Source organism: Caballeronia mineralivorans PML1(12) (genome assembly GCF_001028175.1).
GTDB classification, from domain to species: Bacteria; Pseudomonadota; Gammaproteobacteria; order Burkholderiales; family Burkholderiaceae; genus Caballeronia; species Caballeronia mineralivorans.
The window spans coordinates 1-17,729 of the sequence record NZ_AEJF01000222.1; the positions used below are offsets into that span (position 1 = coordinate 1).

14 protein-coding genes and 3 pseudogenes are annotated in these 17,729 nt (G+C 58.8%); 11 read left to right on the forward strand and 6 right to left on the reverse strand.

Annotated features, from left to right (window positions below):
- The first annotated feature begins 85 nt into the window (after window positions 1–85).
- From EOS_RS36330 to EOS_RS36350, 6 genes are all read left to right on the forward strand, one after another.
- Window positions 86–307: a hypothetical protein gene (locus EOS_RS36330; protein WP_053064169.1), complete on the forward strand. Its 222-nt coding sequence runs from the start codon at window positions 86–88 to the stop codon at window positions 305–307.
- Between the two features lie 132 nt (window positions 308–439).
- Window positions 440–1,306: a hypothetical protein gene (locus EOS_RS36335; RefSeq protein ID WP_235443075.1), complete on the forward strand. Its 867-nt coding sequence runs from the start codon at window positions 440–442 to the stop codon at window positions 1,304–1,306.
- Window positions 1,307–1,360: 54 nt separating this feature from the next.
- Complete coding sequence (locus EOS_RS36340) at window positions 1,361–2,521, forward strand: transporter substrate-binding and LysM peptidoglycan-binding domain-containing protein (protein ID WP_047897057.1); 1,161 nt, start codon at window positions 1,361–1,363, stop codon at window positions 2,519–2,521.
- 385 nt (window positions 2,522–2,906) lie between these two features.
- Window positions 2,907–3,119, forward strand: a complete 213-nt coding sequence (locus tag EOS_RS49425) for a DUF6988 family protein (protein ID WP_407639212.1) — start codon at window positions 2,907–2,909, stop codon at window positions 3,117–3,119.
- 178 nt (window positions 3,120–3,297) lie between these two features.
- Complete coding sequence (locus EOS_RS36345) at window positions 3,298–4,452, forward strand: iron-containing alcohol dehydrogenase (RefSeq protein WP_047897068.1); 1,155 nt, start codon at window positions 3,298–3,300, stop codon at window positions 4,450–4,452.
- Between the two features lie 42 nt (window positions 4,453–4,494).
- Window positions 4,495–4,905 (forward strand): cupin domain-containing protein, encoded by a 411-nt coding sequence (locus EOS_RS36350; RefSeq protein WP_047897058.1) that lies wholly within the window; start codon window positions 4,495–4,497, stop codon window positions 4,903–4,905.
- Window positions 4,906–4,911: 6 nt separating this feature from the next.
- On the opposite strand, the gene EOS_RS36355 is transcribed toward EOS_RS36350, so the two are convergent.
- Window positions 4,912–5,838, reverse strand: coding sequence for a LysR family transcriptional regulator (locus EOS_RS36355; protein WP_047897059.1), 927 nt, complete (start codon window positions 5,836–5,838; stop codon window positions 4,912–4,914).
- Between the two features lie 338 nt (window positions 5,839–6,176).
- On the opposite strand from EOS_RS36355, the gene EOS_RS36360 reads away from it, so the two are divergent.
- The 3 genes from EOS_RS36360 to EOS_RS36370 all read left to right on the forward strand — a co-directional run bounded on the left by EOS_RS36360 (window position 6,177) and on the right by EOS_RS36370 (window position 9,513).
- Window positions 6,177–7,547 carry a TIGR00366 family protein gene (locus EOS_RS36360; protein ID WP_047897060.1) on the forward strand — a complete coding sequence of 457 codons (1,371 nt, stop codon included), beginning with the start codon at window positions 6,177–6,179 and terminating at the stop codon, window positions 7,545–7,547.
- Between the two features lie 245 nt (window positions 7,548–7,792).
- Entirely contained in the window at window positions 7,793–8,647 is an 855-nt protein-coding gene (locus EOS_RS36365) for an SDR family NAD(P)-dependent oxidoreductase (RefSeq protein ID WP_047897069.1), read from the forward strand.
- 389 nt (window positions 8,648–9,036) lie between these two features.
- The gene (locus EOS_RS36370; RefSeq protein WP_268760387.1) at window positions 9,037–9,513 is read left to right on the forward strand and encodes a class I SAM-dependent methyltransferase; all 477 of its coding nucleotides are present in this window, start codon (window positions 9,037–9,039) and stop codon (window positions 9,511–9,513) included.
- A gap of 204 nt (window positions 9,514–9,717) precedes the next feature.
- Here EOS_RS36370 and EOS_RS36375 read toward each other — a convergent pair whose 3' ends face one another.
- From EOS_RS36375 to EOS_RS48445, 4 genes and pseudogenes are all read right to left on the reverse strand, one after another.
- Window positions 9,718–11,187, reverse strand: coding sequence for an efflux transporter outer membrane subunit (locus EOS_RS36375; protein WP_047897062.1), 1,470 nt, complete (start codon window positions 11,185–11,187; stop codon window positions 9,718–9,720).
- Complete coding sequence (locus EOS_RS36380) at window positions 11,180–12,364, reverse strand: efflux RND transporter periplasmic adaptor subunit (protein ID WP_047897063.1); 1,185 nt, start codon at window positions 12,362–12,364, stop codon at window positions 11,180–11,182. Before EOS_RS36380 ends, EOS_RS36375 begins: the two co-directional genes overlap by 8 nt.
- The gene (locus tag EOS_RS36385) at window positions 12,354–15,563 is read right to left on the reverse strand and encodes an efflux RND transporter permease subunit (protein ID WP_047897064.1); all 3,210 of its coding nucleotides are present in this window, start codon (window positions 15,561–15,563) and stop codon (window positions 12,354–12,356) included. Before EOS_RS36385 ends, EOS_RS36380 begins: the two co-directional genes overlap by 11 nt.
- 632 nt (window positions 15,564–16,195) lie before the next feature.
- Window positions 16,196–16,303: pseudogene (locus EOS_RS48445) on the reverse strand (IS6 family transposase); the annotation flags it as partial.
- 219 nt (window positions 16,304–16,522) lie between these two features.
- On the opposite strand from EOS_RS48445, the gene EOS_RS45165 reads away from it, so the two are divergent.
- Both EOS_RS45165 and EOS_RS45170 read left to right on the forward strand, forming a co-directional pair.
- Window positions 16,523–16,843, forward strand: coding sequence for a hypothetical protein (locus EOS_RS45165; protein WP_075645459.1), 321 nt, complete (start codon window positions 16,523–16,525; stop codon window positions 16,841–16,843).
- A gap of 104 nt (window positions 16,844–16,947) precedes the next feature.
- Window positions 16,948–17,114: pseudogene (locus tag EOS_RS45170) on the forward strand (SDR family NAD(P)-dependent oxidoreductase); the annotation flags it as partial.
- A 127-nt stretch (window positions 17,115–17,241) separates the two neighbouring features.
- On the opposite strand, the pseudogene EOS_RS36390 reads toward EOS_RS45170, so the two are convergent.
- A pseudogene (locus EOS_RS36390) lies at window positions 17,242–17,729 on the reverse strand (malate synthase G); the annotation flags it as partial.

Consider the following 17,729-nt stretch of genomic DNA (forward strand, 5'->3'; position numbering starts at 1 on the left):
CTGTAGTGCTAAGGCAAAACGCCATTATATTCATAGCGATCAAAGCGCGTTATGATGGTACGCAACGCGTATCATCATAACGGTCATGTCGAATCCTACCCAGCAAGAATTTCTAAAATCAGCAAAGGACGCGCTCGGTGTCACTTGGGATGAACTCGCCGAATCGGCCGGCATCAACCCACGTGCGCTCAAAACGTATCGGATGCCGGACACGTCGAAGGACTATCGCCCACTTCCTGCGCTTGCGCGTGCGGCTGTCGATCGCCTGATGTCCGGTCACAAAACAAAAGGTAAGATTAATGCTTGACATGGTACGCAACGCGTACCACTATGGAACCCTGCATTAGGATTTGAGGAAACGGCAATGTGACGGGTAGGAGAACCATCAAGAGGCCGGTAGCCCGCTGTCCTGGAGCTTGAGCACATAAATCGGGACATCATGGCTGCACGGGCAAGGATCCGTGACAGCATTCAGAGGCGACTTTGCTGGGCGATTGAACAAGCTAAACAAATGAAACCGTTGCAAATGTCAAAGGGGATTCAAATGTCGAATGGCAATACGTCCGTAGAAGCGACCTCGAACAAGACCAAAGTGAAAATCATCAAGTGGGCCATCATTGGCCTCTGTATTGCCGTTGGCGCGCCACTAGCAATCTTGTTGATCAAAGGGATCGTTGGGTTGATCGTGGCCGCGGTCCTGGGTTTGGCGGCAATCAATTTCGCGCCGGTCATTGCCATGAAGTTTGCGAACCAAAAGGTCAAAATGATTGTCACCGAGGCGGAGAAGAATCCAATCGAGACGCTATACAACGAATTGAACGAAAAGAGACAGGCGGCCGAAAAATTTAAGGACAGCATCACGGCCTTTCGCACCGAAGTGAAGAACTTCGAACAGAAGACGACCGTTTTCAAAAAGCAGTACCCCGAAGACGCCGGTCGCTTCGAGTCGCAGTTGGAAACGATGAACAAACTGCTTGCCTTCCGCGAAGGCCGGTACAAGCAGGTTCAGCAAGAAATGCAGCGCTTTTCTGACGCGATCGAACGGGCGAAGGCGCTGTGGGACATGTCGCAATCAGCGCAGCGGATGAACAAGATCGCCGGCATGCAGTCGAGCGACACGTTTGCCCAGATCAAGACTGATGCAGCTCTCGATTCAGTGATGAATTCAGTCAATAAGGCATTCTCCGAAATGGAAACGTCCCTGATGGAGAATTCCGAGGTGCAGCAGGCAAAGGCCGCCATTGACGTCACGATTGCAGCTCAGCCGGCGCAGCAGCAATTGGGCTCGCCCGTGCAGCCGAAGTAAGCGCAGTCCTGCGCCGAAACGCGAAAACAACCTTTAGCCATTCACATACAAGACATGAAGAAAATCCTGGGATCTGCTCTCTTTCTGGTCGTGCTCGCTGCTGGGTGGTTCATCTATCACGGGGGCGTGAAGGGCTTGCTCGGTACGGGCGAGCCGCACGTCACGGCCACCGATGTCTCGGCAGCCGGCGCAGCAAGCAGCGGGTGGAGTGATTCTGACACGCCGAAGACGGCATCCAGCACGCCGTCAGGCCCGGCGCCGACCAGTGACACGTTAAAAGCGATCCTTAGCAGCGGCGTTGTGCGTGTCAGCGTGGAAAATCCGTCGAAGCCCTTTTACTCGGAAGACAACGGTAAGGCGCAGGGCTTTAATGTCGACTTCGCGAAGCTGCTTTTTTCGCAGAAGGAATTTGCTTCCGGCGATCACGGCAGCATAAAGGTTGACACGAACCACGGCGTGGATACCTATCCAGCGGTGCCCGCGCAATTGACGCAGTCCGACAAACATGGAAACGCGGTCGTGGACGTTGCCATGGACGGGCTGACTTTCCCGGATGACACGCCGAGTGGCGTGGTTTATACGGTGCCGTATGTCGACGATTTTGGTTACTCGCTGATCGTGCGAAAGGGGTCACCGATAAAGTCGGCGGCCGATCTGGCCGGCAAGACGGTTGGTATCCTGAAAGGAGACCCGGACGTCAAAGCGTTTGCGGAAAAAGCGTTTCCGGCGAGCAAGATCGTCGAGTTGTCTGATGCGAGTATCAACGGTGAGCGCTCGTGGACTTCACATTATCTGGACGGCGGACAGGTCGATGCCATTGTCTACGACTACCCGTTCGGTGTATCGGAGATCGAGGGTACCGACCTGACGTTTGCGGTCACGAAGCTTGATGGTTCGAATCTGGCCTACAAGATCGGAGTGCGCAAGGATGACGCCACGCTTCTCGTCTATCTGAATTCCGCTATTGCGAAGGTCAAGCAGTCTCCCGAGTATCTGAATCTGTTGAGGAAGTATTTCATCAGCAATCAGGTCGTCACGACTGCTGCGACAAGCGGCGAGAAGACCTACTTGGTCAAGGCGGGCGATACGTTGAATTTGATCGCGTCGAGCCAACTGGGAAGCGCGGCAAAGTACGTCCAGATTCAGAAGCGCAACAACCTGCCGAACCCGAACCTTATTCTTGTCGGCCAGCATCTGATCACTCCAGTGTTGTAAGCGTGAGTGGATTCCGGCGCGGTGCGATCAACGATAGAAAGCGCGAAGATGAACAGGATCAAGCTGAAGCGTCGCCATTCGCAACCGTATGGTAATGCGTGGCGTAAAAGGGTGAATCGGTCGAGATGGATGTGTTCTCAGACGCGTCCGACCAGATCAAAGGGCCTCGTAGTGAGTCTCAGGCGCGTTGGAAGATTGATCGCGAGAGGCTAATCGAGCTGATTCAGCAACATGGCGAGCGTATCCGCTAACGCACGGGAAAAGGACATGGCGTGAACGGTGGGTGAAGGTGATCTGAAAGACGCGATACAACGGTCTCGCGATTGGATGGTTGCGTGCGCAGCCCTCGTTGACGGTGTTACGTTCAATACGACGCTACGCGCGCGTGGCTGTCGCGCTCCACCACCTTTGCATTGAGCACCACCAGGCCGCGCATGTCTTGGTTGATAACGACGTGCGAGGGTCTGCTTTCGCTCTATATCGCCCACAATTAGAAGCGTATACCCGTGCGCATTGGTACTTCGCCTGCGCGAGCGACGCCAAGCTAGAGGAACGGCAGCGCATCTCAAAGATACTTCTACATCCTCGATTTGGATGACATTTATTTAAGATTACTAAGGAATATGGTCTTCTCGCTCGCCTGCGCTATTTGTACCACAACCATTGATCTCTACTTCTGCTGAATCTATTCAGGTTCTGCCATTGAATAACTGTTGGCGACACGACATCATCAACTTTTAGCGGCCGATCCCGCACGCATTCAACAAAAGGACATCATGCAAAACTTTATCTTCCGCAATCCAACCAAGATCATCTTCGGCGAAGGACAGATCGCCGCGTTGAATGCAGAAATTCCGCCTGATGCCCGAGTGCTGATTACGTCCGGTGGCGGCAGCGTCAAGAGCAATGGTGTGCTCGCCCAGGTGCAAGCGGCGCTGGGGGAGCGTGCATGGTTCGTGTTCGGCGGGATCGAGCCGAATCCAATCTACGAAACCTTGATGCAAGCGGTCGCGATGGCGCGCGAGAAGAACATCGACTTTCTACTTGCAGTTGGCGGAGGTTCCGTCATTGACGGTACGAAGTTTATTGCGGCTGCGCTGAAGTTCGACGGCGAACCGTGGGACATTCTGGAGAAGCAGGCGGAGGTGCGTGACGCAATGCCGTTTGGAAGCGTGTTGACGCTGCCCGCGACCGGTTCGGAAATGAATAGCGGCAGCGTCATCAGCCACCGCGCGCGCGGCGACAAGCTCCCGTTCAACAGCGAAGCGACTTATCCGCGCTTCTCCGTGCTCGATCCCACAACGACGTATTCGCTGCCGCCAAGGCAAATCGCCAACGGCGTGGTGGACGCGTTTGTTCATATCGTCGAGCAATATCTGACCTATCCGGTAGGCGCAAGCGTGCAGGACCGTTTTGCCGAAGGACTTCTGATCACGCTGACAGAGGTTGGCCCGCAAGCACTCGACGAACCGCACAACTACGAGGTCCGCGCGAATCTGATGTGGGCCGCCACCATGGCGCTTAACGGTTTGATCGGTGCCGGCGTGCCTCAGGACTGGGCCACGCATATGCTGGGCCACGAAATCACTGCGCTGCACGGACTGGATCATGCTCAGACGCTCGCCATCGTGCTGCCGGCGATGCTGAGCGTGCGTCGTGAGGAGAAGCGTGCAAAGTTGCTGCAATACGCCGAACGTGTCTGGAATATTACGCGAGGCAGCGAAGAGGACCGTATCACGGGGGCGATCACGGCAACCCGCGTGTTCTTCGAGCGGCTGACTGTCGGCACCCGCTTGCGCGACTACAAGATCGGCGGCGCTTCGATCGGCACGCTCGTCGCGAAGCTTGAAGAGCACGGCATGACGGCGTTGGGTGAACACGGCGGGGTGACACCTGAAGTGGCTCGCCAAGTCTATCAAATGTCCGTGTGACGAAGGCCAGCCGTCATGCAGAACAATGTAAAGGACTAGAAAGTGTTCAATTTTTTCGATGTTAATGAAATCATTAAAACGTTTCCCGACGAGGCTGTCAGCACAATCGTCGACACTTACCTTACTGACGAGGCTTCAGCAAGCTCGCGAATCTTTCGTGTTTATTACCCCATATCTCGCCACTACCATGAGACGTGCGAGGAGCATCTTTATCTCCTGACCGGTAAAGTCAAATTTGCCATTGAAGAAGAGGATCCACGTGTGCTGACGGCCGGGCAACTGGTCACTTTCGAGCGAAATACCGTGCACGCGATTACCGAGATTCTGGAGTCTCCCGCCGTGTTTTTTACGGTTGACGCTCCCCGGCGTGTGCCGACCGATGTGGTGTACGTCAATCCCGAGGACGCAAAGATCCGTCCTTTTGTTACCCACCTGGACGACCTCAATCAATAAGACCGGTCAAGCCTGATACTGCACCGGGACGCCGCTCTTTGAAACCAGCAGATCGAGAAAGGTCTTGGTGATCCGATCGGATGGTTGTCCATTGTGTCCCTTGAACGCGACGATCAGCTCCCAGCAAGGCGCAGCACTGTCGGACAGTTTCGACACTGCGATCGGGCTTGCCCGAACATCCCTTGCGCGAGCACGCGCGATGGACTCGGGCACCATCGCTATGCCTAGCCCTTGAGCGACGAGATCCAGCAGCGTGGACACATCGTTCACTTCGAAGGCGGTCGTGCGGGTGGCTGAAAGGGCAGCAAAGCCCCGGTCCAGAAGACGCCTCATGCCCCAGTCGGGCTTGAGATCGACAAATGTTTCGTCCAATAGTCCGAGCATGTTGGTTGCGGGCCCATCGGCCAATGGATGCATCGGTGAACAGACCACTACGATATCCTCGCAGGCCAGCATTCGTGACACCATCCCGGCACCGGTTTCTCCGGGTTGAGTGAAGACGAGATCGAGCCTGCCCTCGTTCACTTCGTCGAGCAAGGGGGTCGCACCATCGAGCAGTAACTGGACATCGATGCCGGGAAACCGGTTGCGAAATAGCCCTAGCGAGGCCGGCAAGTCAACGAACGGCGCCAGGCTCTGAATCGAACCGATGCGCAACTGTCCACGGGCGAGGCCGTGCACTTGCGTGACGGCTAGGCGTGCTTCGCGGGCCGCTGCCAGCACGTGCGCTGCTTCCTGCAAGAGAACTTTTCCCGCGGGCGTCAGATCGACCCGGCGCGTGCTGCGAATGAGCAACGGCCCCCCGAGCTCGTCTTCAAGCATCCGTATTGTTTGTGAAAGACCGGACTGCACGACGTTCAGCCGCCGTGCTGCCCGCGTGAAGTGGCGTTCTTCGGCCACGGCAATGAAACACTCAAGTTGCTTTAGATCCATTTACTTGTCCCGGATAAGCTGAGTTCCTGCGGCAGTCCGACTATAACAATTCCTTTTTCAGTTCGCTGACAACCTCAGTCGTGCGGAGTTGCGAGCAATGCGCGTAGCGGATGCGCCCGCCTGGATGGCGAAACCGCGTAGGGCACCGGCACTGCAGATAGATTCGAAATCAAGTATGGTTCGACGCTGCGAGTACGAAACTCCGCGAGCACGTGTTCCACACTTGTCACCCCCTGTCCGACCACGTTGAGCGGGGCGTCCAGACGGGGGCGATGGCACGAGATCCAGAAAATCAGAGAACCAGATACATGGACAATAGACACACCGATTCAGATCATATGAATCCCGGCACCCGCCAAAGAGGCGTCGTAGCGGGTCTTGTCTATGTTTTCGAGCAGGTCATGCCGGACCCGTTCGTCCTTTCAATAGGTTTGACGGTTGTTGTCAGTCTGCTTGCCGTGGCCTTCGCGCCGCATGGCTCGCTGCCGACCGTGCTCACGTCCTGGTATGCGGGCACTTTCAACATCCTCGGCTTTGCCTTGCAGATGATCTTGATCCTTGCAACCGGATACGCAATCGCCGATGCGTCTGTCATCCAGCGAGGCTTGCGCGCCATGGCGACACGAGTGCAGACACCGGCTCGCGCCGCGCTTGTCGTGTTTCCGATCGTAGCGGTTGCGGCGTGGTTTAACTGGGGGCTTGGCCTGATCGTCGGCGCACTGTTGTCGCGCGAGATCGCGCGGCGCGTGAAGGTGGACTTTGCATGGCTCGTCGCGGGCAGCTACTCTGCGTGGTCGGTATGCAATAGCGGGCTATCGAGTTCGATTGCGTTGTCTCAGGCTTCTCACGGCAACGCCTTGAATCTCGTGGAAAAGGCCACGGGGCAAGTGGTTCCCTTGAGCGCGACGGTTTTCGCGCCGTTTGTCTTCATACCGACGGTGCTCGTGGTTGTTGTCATGACCGCTATCTTCATCTGGATGCACCCGAAGCCGGAAAACGTTGTCGCGTTCAACGATGCGCAGACCGGCGATTCGTCAGGTGCCGGGAGCGAGGCGGACCCCCATGCGCGCGCTGCGGGGACGTCTTCGTTCGCGGCACGCGCTGAAAAATCGCCACTCGGTACGTGGTTCATGCTGGCTCTGGGCGTTGGCTATCTCGCGATCACCTGGCACGCCACAGGCTTCGAACTCGACATCAACACGACGATCCTCATCTTCCTGCTCGCGGGCCTTGCATTGCAGCGCACCCCGATCGCCTACGCCGACGCAATCCGCCGCGCTGCCAGGCAAACTGGTTCGATGCTGCTGCAATACCCGGTCTACGGCGGCATCATGGGGATCATGACTGGCACGGGGCTCGCATCGATGATCGCGAAGACCTTCGTGGCGATCGCGACACCGGTGACGCTGCCGGTATTAAGCTTTTTAAGCTCGCTGATTATCACGCTGCTCATTCCGAGCGCCGGCGGGCACTGGGCAGTGCAGGGGCCATTCGTCCTGCCCGCTGCGCTCAGCCTGCACGCATCGGTTCCGCGCACGGCGATGGGTGTCGCGATGGCGGAAAATGTCTCGAACATGCTGCAGCCGTTCTGGGCGGTCCCCGTCGTTGCGATCGCCGGCATTCGGATTCAGCGCGTCATGGGCTATACGGCGATTACATTCGTCGTGTCGCTTGTCATCTACGCGGCGGCGCTCTGGCTGATCCCGTGAGCATGAGAGACTGCGATTGATCTTCAATTCTGCTGAATCTATTCGGGTTTGCCCGTTGAATATCTTGCGACTCAGCGACATCATTTTCTCTTGGAACCGCGTCCGCGGTTCACGATGGCAGGTCTACTCGAAAGGCGCTTTGTGTCTTTGCGTAAGCCTATGCGGCATGACCGCACGAAGCGTCTCGAGTCCTGGTAACGAAATGGGTGACTGCCGAACCCGACAGCTATAACGAAGGATTGCTCATGACACTTTCTGCCCTCGCTCCACGCTCTGTGGCTGTGGTAACAGGTGGCGCCGCCGGGATCGGCCTCGCCGCTGCCAAGCGGTTCGCACAGCTCGGTCTTCGCGTGTGCATCGCAGATCTGAATGCAGACCGGCTCAATGCGGCGGCCAAGGAGGTCGCCATGCTTGCCGCGAACGGAGCGGATGACGTGCTCGCCGTGGAGACGGATGTCAGCCGGGTCGAAGACCTGCGCCGGCTGCACCAGGTGGTCGGCGATCGCTTCGGCGGAACAGACATTCTGATGAACAACGCCGGCATCCAGCCCGGCAGCGCCATCTTCGGGCCGGCAGACAACTGGGAGCGAGTACTCGCAGTCAATCTGTCGGGCGTCATTCTTGGCACGCAGATCTTTGTTCCTTCAATGATCGAACGTGGACGTCCCGGGCTGGTCATCAACACAGGGTCGAAGCAAGGCATCACGACTCCACCCGGCGACCCGGCCTATAACGTTTCGAAGGCGGCCCTGAAGGCTTTCACCGAGGCGCTGCAGCACGAACTCCGCAACCTGCCGGACGGAAAGATCAGTGCGCATTTGCTGATTCCGGGCTTTGTTTTTACGGGACTTACTGCCCGGGGACGCAGCGAAAAGCCGGCAGGGGCCTGGACGCCGGAGCAGACGGTTGATTTCATGATTGAGCGGCTGGATGCGGGCGACTTCTATATTCTCTGCCCCGACAATGACGTCGCCCGCTCGCTTGACGAGCGACGCATCATCTGGGCAGCGCAGGACATCGTCCAAAACAGGCCGCCGCTTTCGCGGTGGCATCCAGACTACGCCCAAGCATTCGAAGCCTTCATACAAAAACAGGACTGAACGGCTCTCTCGACAAGGCCATTGGCGCGGGTGCCGTGGCCGGCGCGGTTGGCCCCTTCGCTGGCAAGCCAGCGTTCGGCCAAGACCGCACGTCCCCTGTGAAGCCCGAAAGTTTCGTTCTTCCCGCGAACGGCTGGGCCCAACAGCCGGGTCTTGCCCGTACTTCCATACTGAGGCATCCTGCCGGTTAAAGAAGGGGACGAGCGGGTTTCTGCATTCGAGCAATCCTGCGCCCGCAACCGATGGTCCGCGCACTAGACCGAAGCACAAACCAATCCATGACATACGGCAGTCCAAACTCGGATTTACAGCACTTTTTACGATCATGGCTTTCCGACCCATTGCGTGTCTCGGCGGTCGCGCCGTCCGGAGAAGCGCTCGCTCGCCTGATGACCCGTGAGATATCTCCATGCGACGGTCCCATCCTCGAGCTTGGTCCAGGAACCGGTGTGTTTACCAAGGCGCTTCTGGATCGTGGTGTATCGGAATCCGAGCTCACACTGGTCGAAAATGGTCCCGACTTTGCCCGACTCCTGCGGCATCGATTCCCGCAGTCGCGGGTGCTCCTGGCGGATGCGGCGCGGCTGGCCCGGCTCGACTTATTTCCGGCCGCGTCGGTTGGCGCCGTGGTCAGTGGCTTGCCGTTGCTTTCCATGTCGCCGCGACAGGTGCTGTCGGTCCTTCGTGGAACCTTCGGATACCTTCGCCCCGACGGGACGTTCTATCAATTTACCTACGGATTTCGCTGCCCCGTGCCGCGTCCCATTCTCGAGCGTCTGCGGCTAAAAGCCACGCGAGTCGGTCAGACAGTTCGAAATCTGCCGCCGGCTACCGTCTATCGGATAACCAGACGGCTCTCGAATTGAATCGCCAAACGCGCCTATACGAAGACGAAGGAACTCGTCCGTGCAAAGGAGCGAGTGACGTATCTTCTCGTGAATATCAATTCTAAGGAGTATGAAGTGCTCAATTTTTCGGCGTTCGATAGATCGTCAAGAAGTTGATACGCGCACGGCGACCCTCTTACGTGACCGTGCCCGTCAAACCTCTGCGCTGCCGTGCAGAAACCATCAATCGGTGTTGTGTGCCATCGTGGTTGCGACGAGTGCCGGGGCCGCAGCCACTTGAGCGAGCTCGTCGCTCGACCATCCGCCGCCGAGTGCGTGCAGCAATTGCACGTTTGCGCTCAACTGGCGGGTCTGGATATCGAGCACGCTGCGCTGTGCCTCCAGTGCGACGGTCTGCGCCTGCACGACATCGAGATAGCCGACCGCGCCGTGCCGATACTGCTGCAATGCGAGGTTGACGGAGTACTGCGCGGCATTGGCCGCATCCGTTTGTTCGCTAAGCGCGGTGGCGAAGTACGACAGCAAGGAGAGGTTATCTTCGACCTGCTGGAACGCAGCCAGCACCACGCTACGGTAGCGATCTCCGGCTTCCTCGGTCGCCGCTTTCGCAGAAGCAAGCGTCGCACGACGATAGCCGCCGTCGAAGATGTATTGCACAAGTTGAGGGCCGATTGCCCAGAACAGGTTGGGTGCGCTGACCAACCCGGCGTAGGCGGAGCTTTGCACACCACCTTCAAGGCTAAGCGTGATCGACGGGAAATAAGCTGCTCGCGCCACACCAATTTTTGCGTTGGCCTCGGCGACCCGGCGCTCTGCTGCAGCGACATCGGATCGTCGCTGCAGCAACGTCGAGGGCAGGCCGGTAGGGATGACGGGCAGCGCGATCGCAGTGGTCTGCTGCGGCAGGCTGAACGTGGACGGCGTTGTGCCCACCAGCACGGCGATCGCATGTTCAAGCAGTGCTCGCTGCGCCAGATTCTGCGACAACAGCGACTTGGCCGACGACAACTGAGTCTGGGCGCGGGAAACGTCAAGGCCGGCCACGATCCCGCTGCCATGCAGCGTCTCGGTGAGTTGCAAGGCTTTCGCGTAGGCGTCGACCGTCTCGTTCAGCAGTTCCGTTTGCTGGTCGAGGCCGCGCAGGCGGATGAAAGTGTCGGCCAACTCGACCTGCAGGCTGAGCTGGACGGAAGCGAGATCGGCCTTGGTCGCTTGCGCCTCATCCTTGCCTGCCACCACGGAGTCGCGCACGCGGCCCCACAGGTCGAGGTCGTAATCGACTTGCGCGCCGAGCGTGGCAGAGGTGTAGTCGTTCGGGCCGCCCACGCGCAATGGCCGGTTATCGGACTGACGATCCCGCTGCGGCACCGCGCTCGCGCTAAGTGTTGGGTACAGTCCCGCCTCGACCTGCGCGACGAAAGCCTGTGCCTGGGCGTAGTGCGCGAATGCTGCGCGCAAATCAGTGTTGTTCGTCAGCAGGCGCTGTTCAAGATCGTTGAGTTGCGCGTCGCCGTACATCTTCCACCAGCCGTTGCGATCTATGCGGTCGGCTGGCTGGGCTGTGGTCCAAGGGCCCACGGTCTTGTATTGCGCGGCGATTGGCGTCGGCGGCACCTTGTATTCCGGCGCGAGTGAACACGCGGACAGCCCGACCACGCCAGCAAGAAGTGCCGGAAGTCCAAACTTAACCATGTGCGGCTGCCTTCTTGTCGGTCACCGCGACTTGCACGGTTTCGCCGTCGACCAGTCCGTCGGGCGGCGCGTCGATCACGCGATCGTTAGCGGTGATTCCAGAACCAATTTCCACCGAGTCGCCGAAGTCGCGGTCGATCTTCACCTTTTTGAACAGAACGCGGCTGTTCTCACCGAGCGTGGCAAGCGACACGCCACGGCCGTCGAAGACGAGGGCGCTTGCGGGGACCCGAAGCGAATCCGCGGCGACGGGCAATGTAAAGTTCAGGCTGGCGAAGCCGCCCGGCATCAGCTTGCCGTTCGAATTGTCGACCAGCAACTGGACTAGCGTCGTACCCGAACCGGAACTGACGGAGTCCGCCGACGCAACAACGCGTGCGCTGAACTGCTGGTTCGGATATTCCGGCACGGTGAGCGTAGCCGTCGTGCCGATGTGTATCGAAGGCGCGTAGTTCTGAGGAACCTGCGCGTACACGCGCAACTGCTTGACCTCCGAGACGGCGAACAGCTGTTGGCCTGCGCCTCCGCTGCCGGCGTTAATCAGCGCGCCGACGTCGGTATCGCGTGCGGTCACCATGCCGTCGAACGGGGCGACGATCCGCGCGAACCCCTTAGTGGCGACCAGCCGCTCCACATTGGCTTTGGCAGACGCAACGATGGCCTCCTTGGCAGCGTAGTCAGCAGTGCGTAGGTCCACATCCTGCTGGGCGACGGAATCCGTGCCGCTCAGCGCTTGCCAGCGCTTGGCCGTCGTGCCCGCCACTACCGCGTTGGCCTGCGCGGTCTGGAGATCGGCGCGTGCCTGCAGTATTTGCTGGTCGAGCTCGGGCGTTTCGATTTCAGCGAGCAACTGACCTGCTTTGACCGGAGCGCCGATATCGACCGTCCATGATTTCAGGTAACCGTTGACCCGCGCGAAAATCGGTGCCTGCGAATAGGCCTCAAGCCGTCCGGGTAGCTGCAGCGACGGACCTTTCGGATCGCGCATGGGCTCGATCAGGCTGACCGTCGGTACGGCCTGGGCATCGGTCCAGGTTTTCAGTTTTCGTGCGTCGACGGCGCGAAGCGTGATGCCTGCGGCGACCACGCCCAGGGCGATCAGAACGCCGATCACGCCAGCGGCAACAAGCTTGCGCCGCGACGGGGCATTAGTGGGGAAAGCGGTTTCAGACGACATGGGCAGGACCTCGCGAAACGGATGCCGGGGTAGCCGCGCGCCCGGGGCGCGCGTGGACAATACAGAAAATGACGGGGACGAGGAACAGCGAAGCAGTGGTGGCGAAAAGCAGCCCACCGATCACGGCGCGGCCAAGCGGTGCATTCTGTTCGCCGCCTTCGCCGAGGGCGAGTGCCATTGGCGCCATGCCGATGATCATGGACAGGGCGGTCATCAACACGGGTCGAAAGCGTGTAAAGCCGGCTTCGAGCGCCGCCTTGAACGCGTCGCCGTGTTCGGCCAGGCGCTCGCGGCAGAAGCTGACCACCAGAATGGAGTTGGCTGTCGCCACCCCCATGCACATGATCGCGCCCGTCAGCGCCGGCACGGACAGCGTAGTATGGGTCGCGAACAGCATCCAGACGATGCCCGCCAATGCGGCCGGCAACGCCATGACAATCACGAAGGGGTCGGCCCATGACTGGAAGTTGACGACAATCAGCAGATAGATCAGCGCGACCGCGCCAAGCAGTCCGAACAACATCCCGGCAAACGCGCTGTTCATCGTCTGCACCTGACCGAGCAGCGTCACCCTGGAGCCCTTCGGCAAGGTGTCGGCGTTCTCTTGCACGATTCGCTGGATATCGGATGACACCGCGCCAAGGTCGCGGTCCTGGATTGTCGCGAAAATCTCGACCATTGGCTGGATGTTGTACTGGCTGACCACCTCGTTGCTGCCGGTGCGGTGTACCGTCGCGAGGCCTCCGAGAATTTGCGCCCTGCTTCCGTTGCCTCCGACGCTTCCACCGCCGGCAGTGATTGGCAGGTTTTGCAGCGCGGCGAGCGAATCGAGACTGTATTGCGGCGTTTGCATCACGATCGGGTACGACACGCCGTTTGCGTTGTTCAGCCAGTACGTGGGCGCGACCTGGCTGGAACCTGCGAAGTTCACCACCATGCTATTCGTTACGTCGCGCTCGGTGATGCCAAGCAATTGCGCGCGCGTGCGGTCGACGTCGACGTTGAACGTCGGGTTGCCTTGCGATTGCTGGATCCGCGCATCGGCTACACCGGGCACGTGGCGGATCTGGTTCAGCAAGCGATCGGCGTACGCGAAGTTGGCGGTGAGGTTGTTGCCGCGGATCTGCAGGTCAATCGGCGCGGGCGAGCCGAAGTTCAGAATCTGACTGATGATGTCGGCGGGCGGGAAGGAGAAGGTGACACCGGGGAATTTGCGTGGCAGCTCTTCGCGCATGAGGTGAACATATTCGTCGGTTGGACGATGACCTTCGTTCAGCGCGATCTGGATGTCGCCGTCCTGCGAGCCGACCGTGCCGGTGTTGTTATACGCAAGGTTGATGCCGCTGACCGGCAGACCCATATTGTCGACCACCGTGCCAAGGTCCGACGGCGGGATGATCTGACGGATCGCGCCTTCGACGTCGGCGAAGACCTGGGCGGTCTTTTCGACACGAACCCCGACCGGCGCGCGGACGTGCAACAGAATCTGTCCGGCATCGACTGCAGGGAAGAAGTTGCGGCCGAGCAGCGGTACCAGCGCGAACGAAAGGGCGACAAAGCCCAGGAAGCAGGCAACGAACGGACGTCTATGGTTCAGCGCAAGCTCGAGCAGGCCGTGATAGCTGCTGCGCACCTTCTCAAAACGCGCTTCGAAACCCTGCTGGAAGCGCCGGAGCGGGCCCGGGCGGCGCTGCTCATGTTCATGAGCGTCCTGCGTGTGCTGTTTCAACAGGTATTTCGCCATGGTCGGGACCAGGGTCCTCGACAGGATGAACGACGAGATCATCGCGAAGATCACGGCCTCGGCCATCGGCACGAACAGGAAGCGCGCCACGCCGTTCAGAAAAAACATCGGCACGAATACAACACAGATACACAGCAGCGAGACGAACGCCGGGGTGACGATCTGCGCAGCGCCGTCGAGGATCGCAGTTTCCACCTCCTTGCCGTGTTCGAGGTGCCAGTTGATGTTTTCGATTGTCACCGTCGCATCGTCGACAAGAATGCCGACGGCGAGCGCGAGGCCACCGAGCGTCATGATGTTCAACGTCTCGCCGAGCGCGGAAAGCGTCGCGATGGAGCCGAGGATGGCGAGCGGAATCGAGGTCGCGATGATGATCGTCGAACGCCAACTGCCAAGGAACAGCAGGATCATCAGGCTGGTCAGCACGGCTGCGATCACGCCTTCGCGCGCCACGCCCGTGATGGCCGCGCGCACGAACAGTGATTGATCGCCGATTGCCTCGATCTGCAGGTTGTCGGGCCATGACGCTTTGCCCGCTGCGATCTGCTGCCTGATGCCGGAAATGATCCCCAGCGTGGAGACCGAGCCGTTCTTGAGCACGGACATTAGCACCGAGCGCCGGCCATTCACGTGCACGATATTGGTCTGCGGCGGGCTGCCGTCGCGCACGTTTGCAATGTCACGAATGTAGACGGTCGTGCCATTGGCGGCCTTTACCGGCAGATCGCCCAAAGCCTTGATCTCCGACGGCGCGTTGTTCAGTTGCAGCGTGTATTCGTAGTCGCCAATCTTTTCCGTGCCCACCGGCGTGATCAGGTTCTGGCCGGCAAGCGCGTTGGCGACGTCCTGCGCGGACAAGCCGCGCGCCTGCAGTGCCGCTGGGTCAACGTCGATCTGCACCTGACGTGTTTTGCCGCCGAACGGATAAGGAATCGCCGCACCGGCGACCGTCGTGAGAACCGGACGCACCGCATTCAGGCCGAGGTCACCGAGATTCTGCTCGGATAACCCTTTGCCAGATAGCGCGAGCTGGATGATCGGCACGGTCGACGCGTTGTAGTTCAGGATCAGCGGTGGTGTTGTACCTGCCGGCAACTGCCGCAACTGTGTTTGCGCGACCGCGGTCACCTGCGCATTTGCAGTGCTGATGTTCACGCCCGGCTGAAAGAAGATCTTGATGATCCCAAAGCCGGCGACGGACTCTGCCTCAATGTGTTCGACGTCGTTGACTGTGGTCGTCAGCGTGCGTTCGAATGGCGAGGTGATCCGGCCGACCATCTGGTCCGGCGGCAGGCCCGTGTATTGCCACACCACGCTGATAACCGGGATCTTGATGTCGGGGAAAATGTCGGTTGGCGTCTTCATCGCGGACAGCGGACCGATGATGAGGATGAAGATCGCCAGGACGACAAAGGTGTAGGGCAGTCGAAGGGCGATGCGGACTAGGCCGAGCATGAGAATTCCAGAGCTTGGGGGAGAAACGTAAAGGCGTCTCGGTACAGGCTAACGCGATGGCCGGGAATTCCTGGCCGCGATGTTGCTCATGATGCAGACGGTCGATGCGCTTAAGAGATCGCTATATGAGCATGATGGTTTTCTGATTGGGCTTTACGTAATCTTCATGATCTTCATTTCGTCAGAACCGCTCTAGTACGCGACATGGATTAAAAGCTTGCGTCCGTCTTGCATTTATCGGACTAAGGAAGACAATCGAAATAAAGGTGTTTGCCGGGTGACATGTTTCTTATGGTGTACAAAACAAGTAAAGCGAGAATCTACACAAAGCGTTAAGACTTTGCTGAAGCGCGCTTGGCATCAACAGGGCGTTTTTATCGTAACCCAGTCAATCAAACTCTGCCGACTCGCGCGCGGCAGAGAGGGTGTCTGCTTTATGGAATGAAGCGCCGCGACGCAGATGTGAAGGGGTGGAAGCGGTCAAATCAAACTAAGACTCGACCACGAACTATTTTATTACCAATTATTCGAGATCCTAATCCGTCGCTTGGATTGAACGACTGTGATGCGTTCTGACGGCGCTGTCACGTTGAAGTATTCGCGGCGTAATAGCCGAAATGACACGCGTTTTCTCAGAGCGCGGACGGATCTTGGGTGAGTTCAGTAAAACGATGCCACGCTGCAAAACGCGCGGCGAGCTGCTTGCGATAAAGCGAGGCGCGCAGTAGAGGGCGCTCGAGCCTTGAAGTGACAGGTTATGGAAAATCTGTTTTCCAAGGACCATCTCGAACGTGACTGAATTGCAATGTTGACGCCATACATTCGTCAGAGTCGTGCATCTAGACTGCCTCTAGTGAATCGTCATCAGGAACAACGAAAGGGTCGATTAGCATCCCCCCCGAGCCTGCGGACCCGCTTGACGCTTTGAACAAGATATATGCCGCATTGGAGGCCGCACTATGCTCAGGCTAATTCTGATTGTCGTTCTTGCCGCAATCGTCGATGGCTGCGCCGTTGCTCCCGGATACGGGTCGGCGCAGCCATATAGCGAAGGTTACGTCTCGGATTATCCGTATGGATATGCTCAGGGTTATGGGGGTGTCTATATTGGCGGCTGGGGCGATGAATACTACGGGCGCGTCCGGCGTGGTCGTGCTCTAGACCATGGAGATTGGAGCCACCCCGGCGGAGGATGGCACGGACATGGTGGCGGAGCCCGGACCGGTGGTGGCCACGGCGGTCCCGGGCATGGCGGTGGTCACGGTGGTGGCCATCGTTAATATTCTCGTGCTTGGTGAGAAGGATAGCTGATTTATTTAGACCACAAAAGAATCGCTCCTGGACCAGCGGCGTTTAACTTTCTTATGCTGCGACCCATGCAAACATGAAAAAACGGTGGAAGATATCAGATATTGGGCGCAAGACGGCAAGCGAGTTCTCATCACCGGAGCGAATAGCGGCATCGGGTACCGTACTGCATTGGGCCTGGCTAGCAAAGGAGCACAGGTCGTGCTCGCGTGCCGCGATACGCAACGCGGTGAAGAGGCCGCACGGCTTTGGAAACTACCCGCTTCCCATCAGGATCTACGCGTGAGTAGACCGATGGTCGGAGCGGGCCGAAGGTGACGTCGCGGTGCAACGCGCGCGTATTGAAATCGGCCCGCAATTACCACCGCAGCTATGCCTTCGCGCCGAGGCGAAACTTGTGCAGCAACGGCTCGGTGTATCCGCTTGGCTGCGCACGCCCCTCAAACACCAGCGCTTTCGCCGCCTTAAAAGCCAGCGAGGTTTCAAAGTGAGCACCCATCGGCTGATAGTGCGGATCGTTGGCATTCTGCTTGTCGACGACCTTCGCCATGCGCTCGAACGTCTCGTTCACCAGCGCCTCCGACACCACCCCGTGATGCAGCCAGTTCGCAATATGTTGACTCGATATCCGCAGCGTCGCGCGGTCTTCCATCAGCCCGACATCGTGGATATCCGGCACCTTCGAACATCCCACGCCCTGATCGATCCATCGCACCACGTAACCCAGAATCCCTTGAACGTTGTTCTCGATCTCCTGGCGAACTTCGGCCTCCGACCACTGCGCCTTTTCCACGACGGGAATCGCCAGCAGTCCATTCAGCAGGTCATCGCGAGCGCTGGCATAACCGGTCTTCTCCA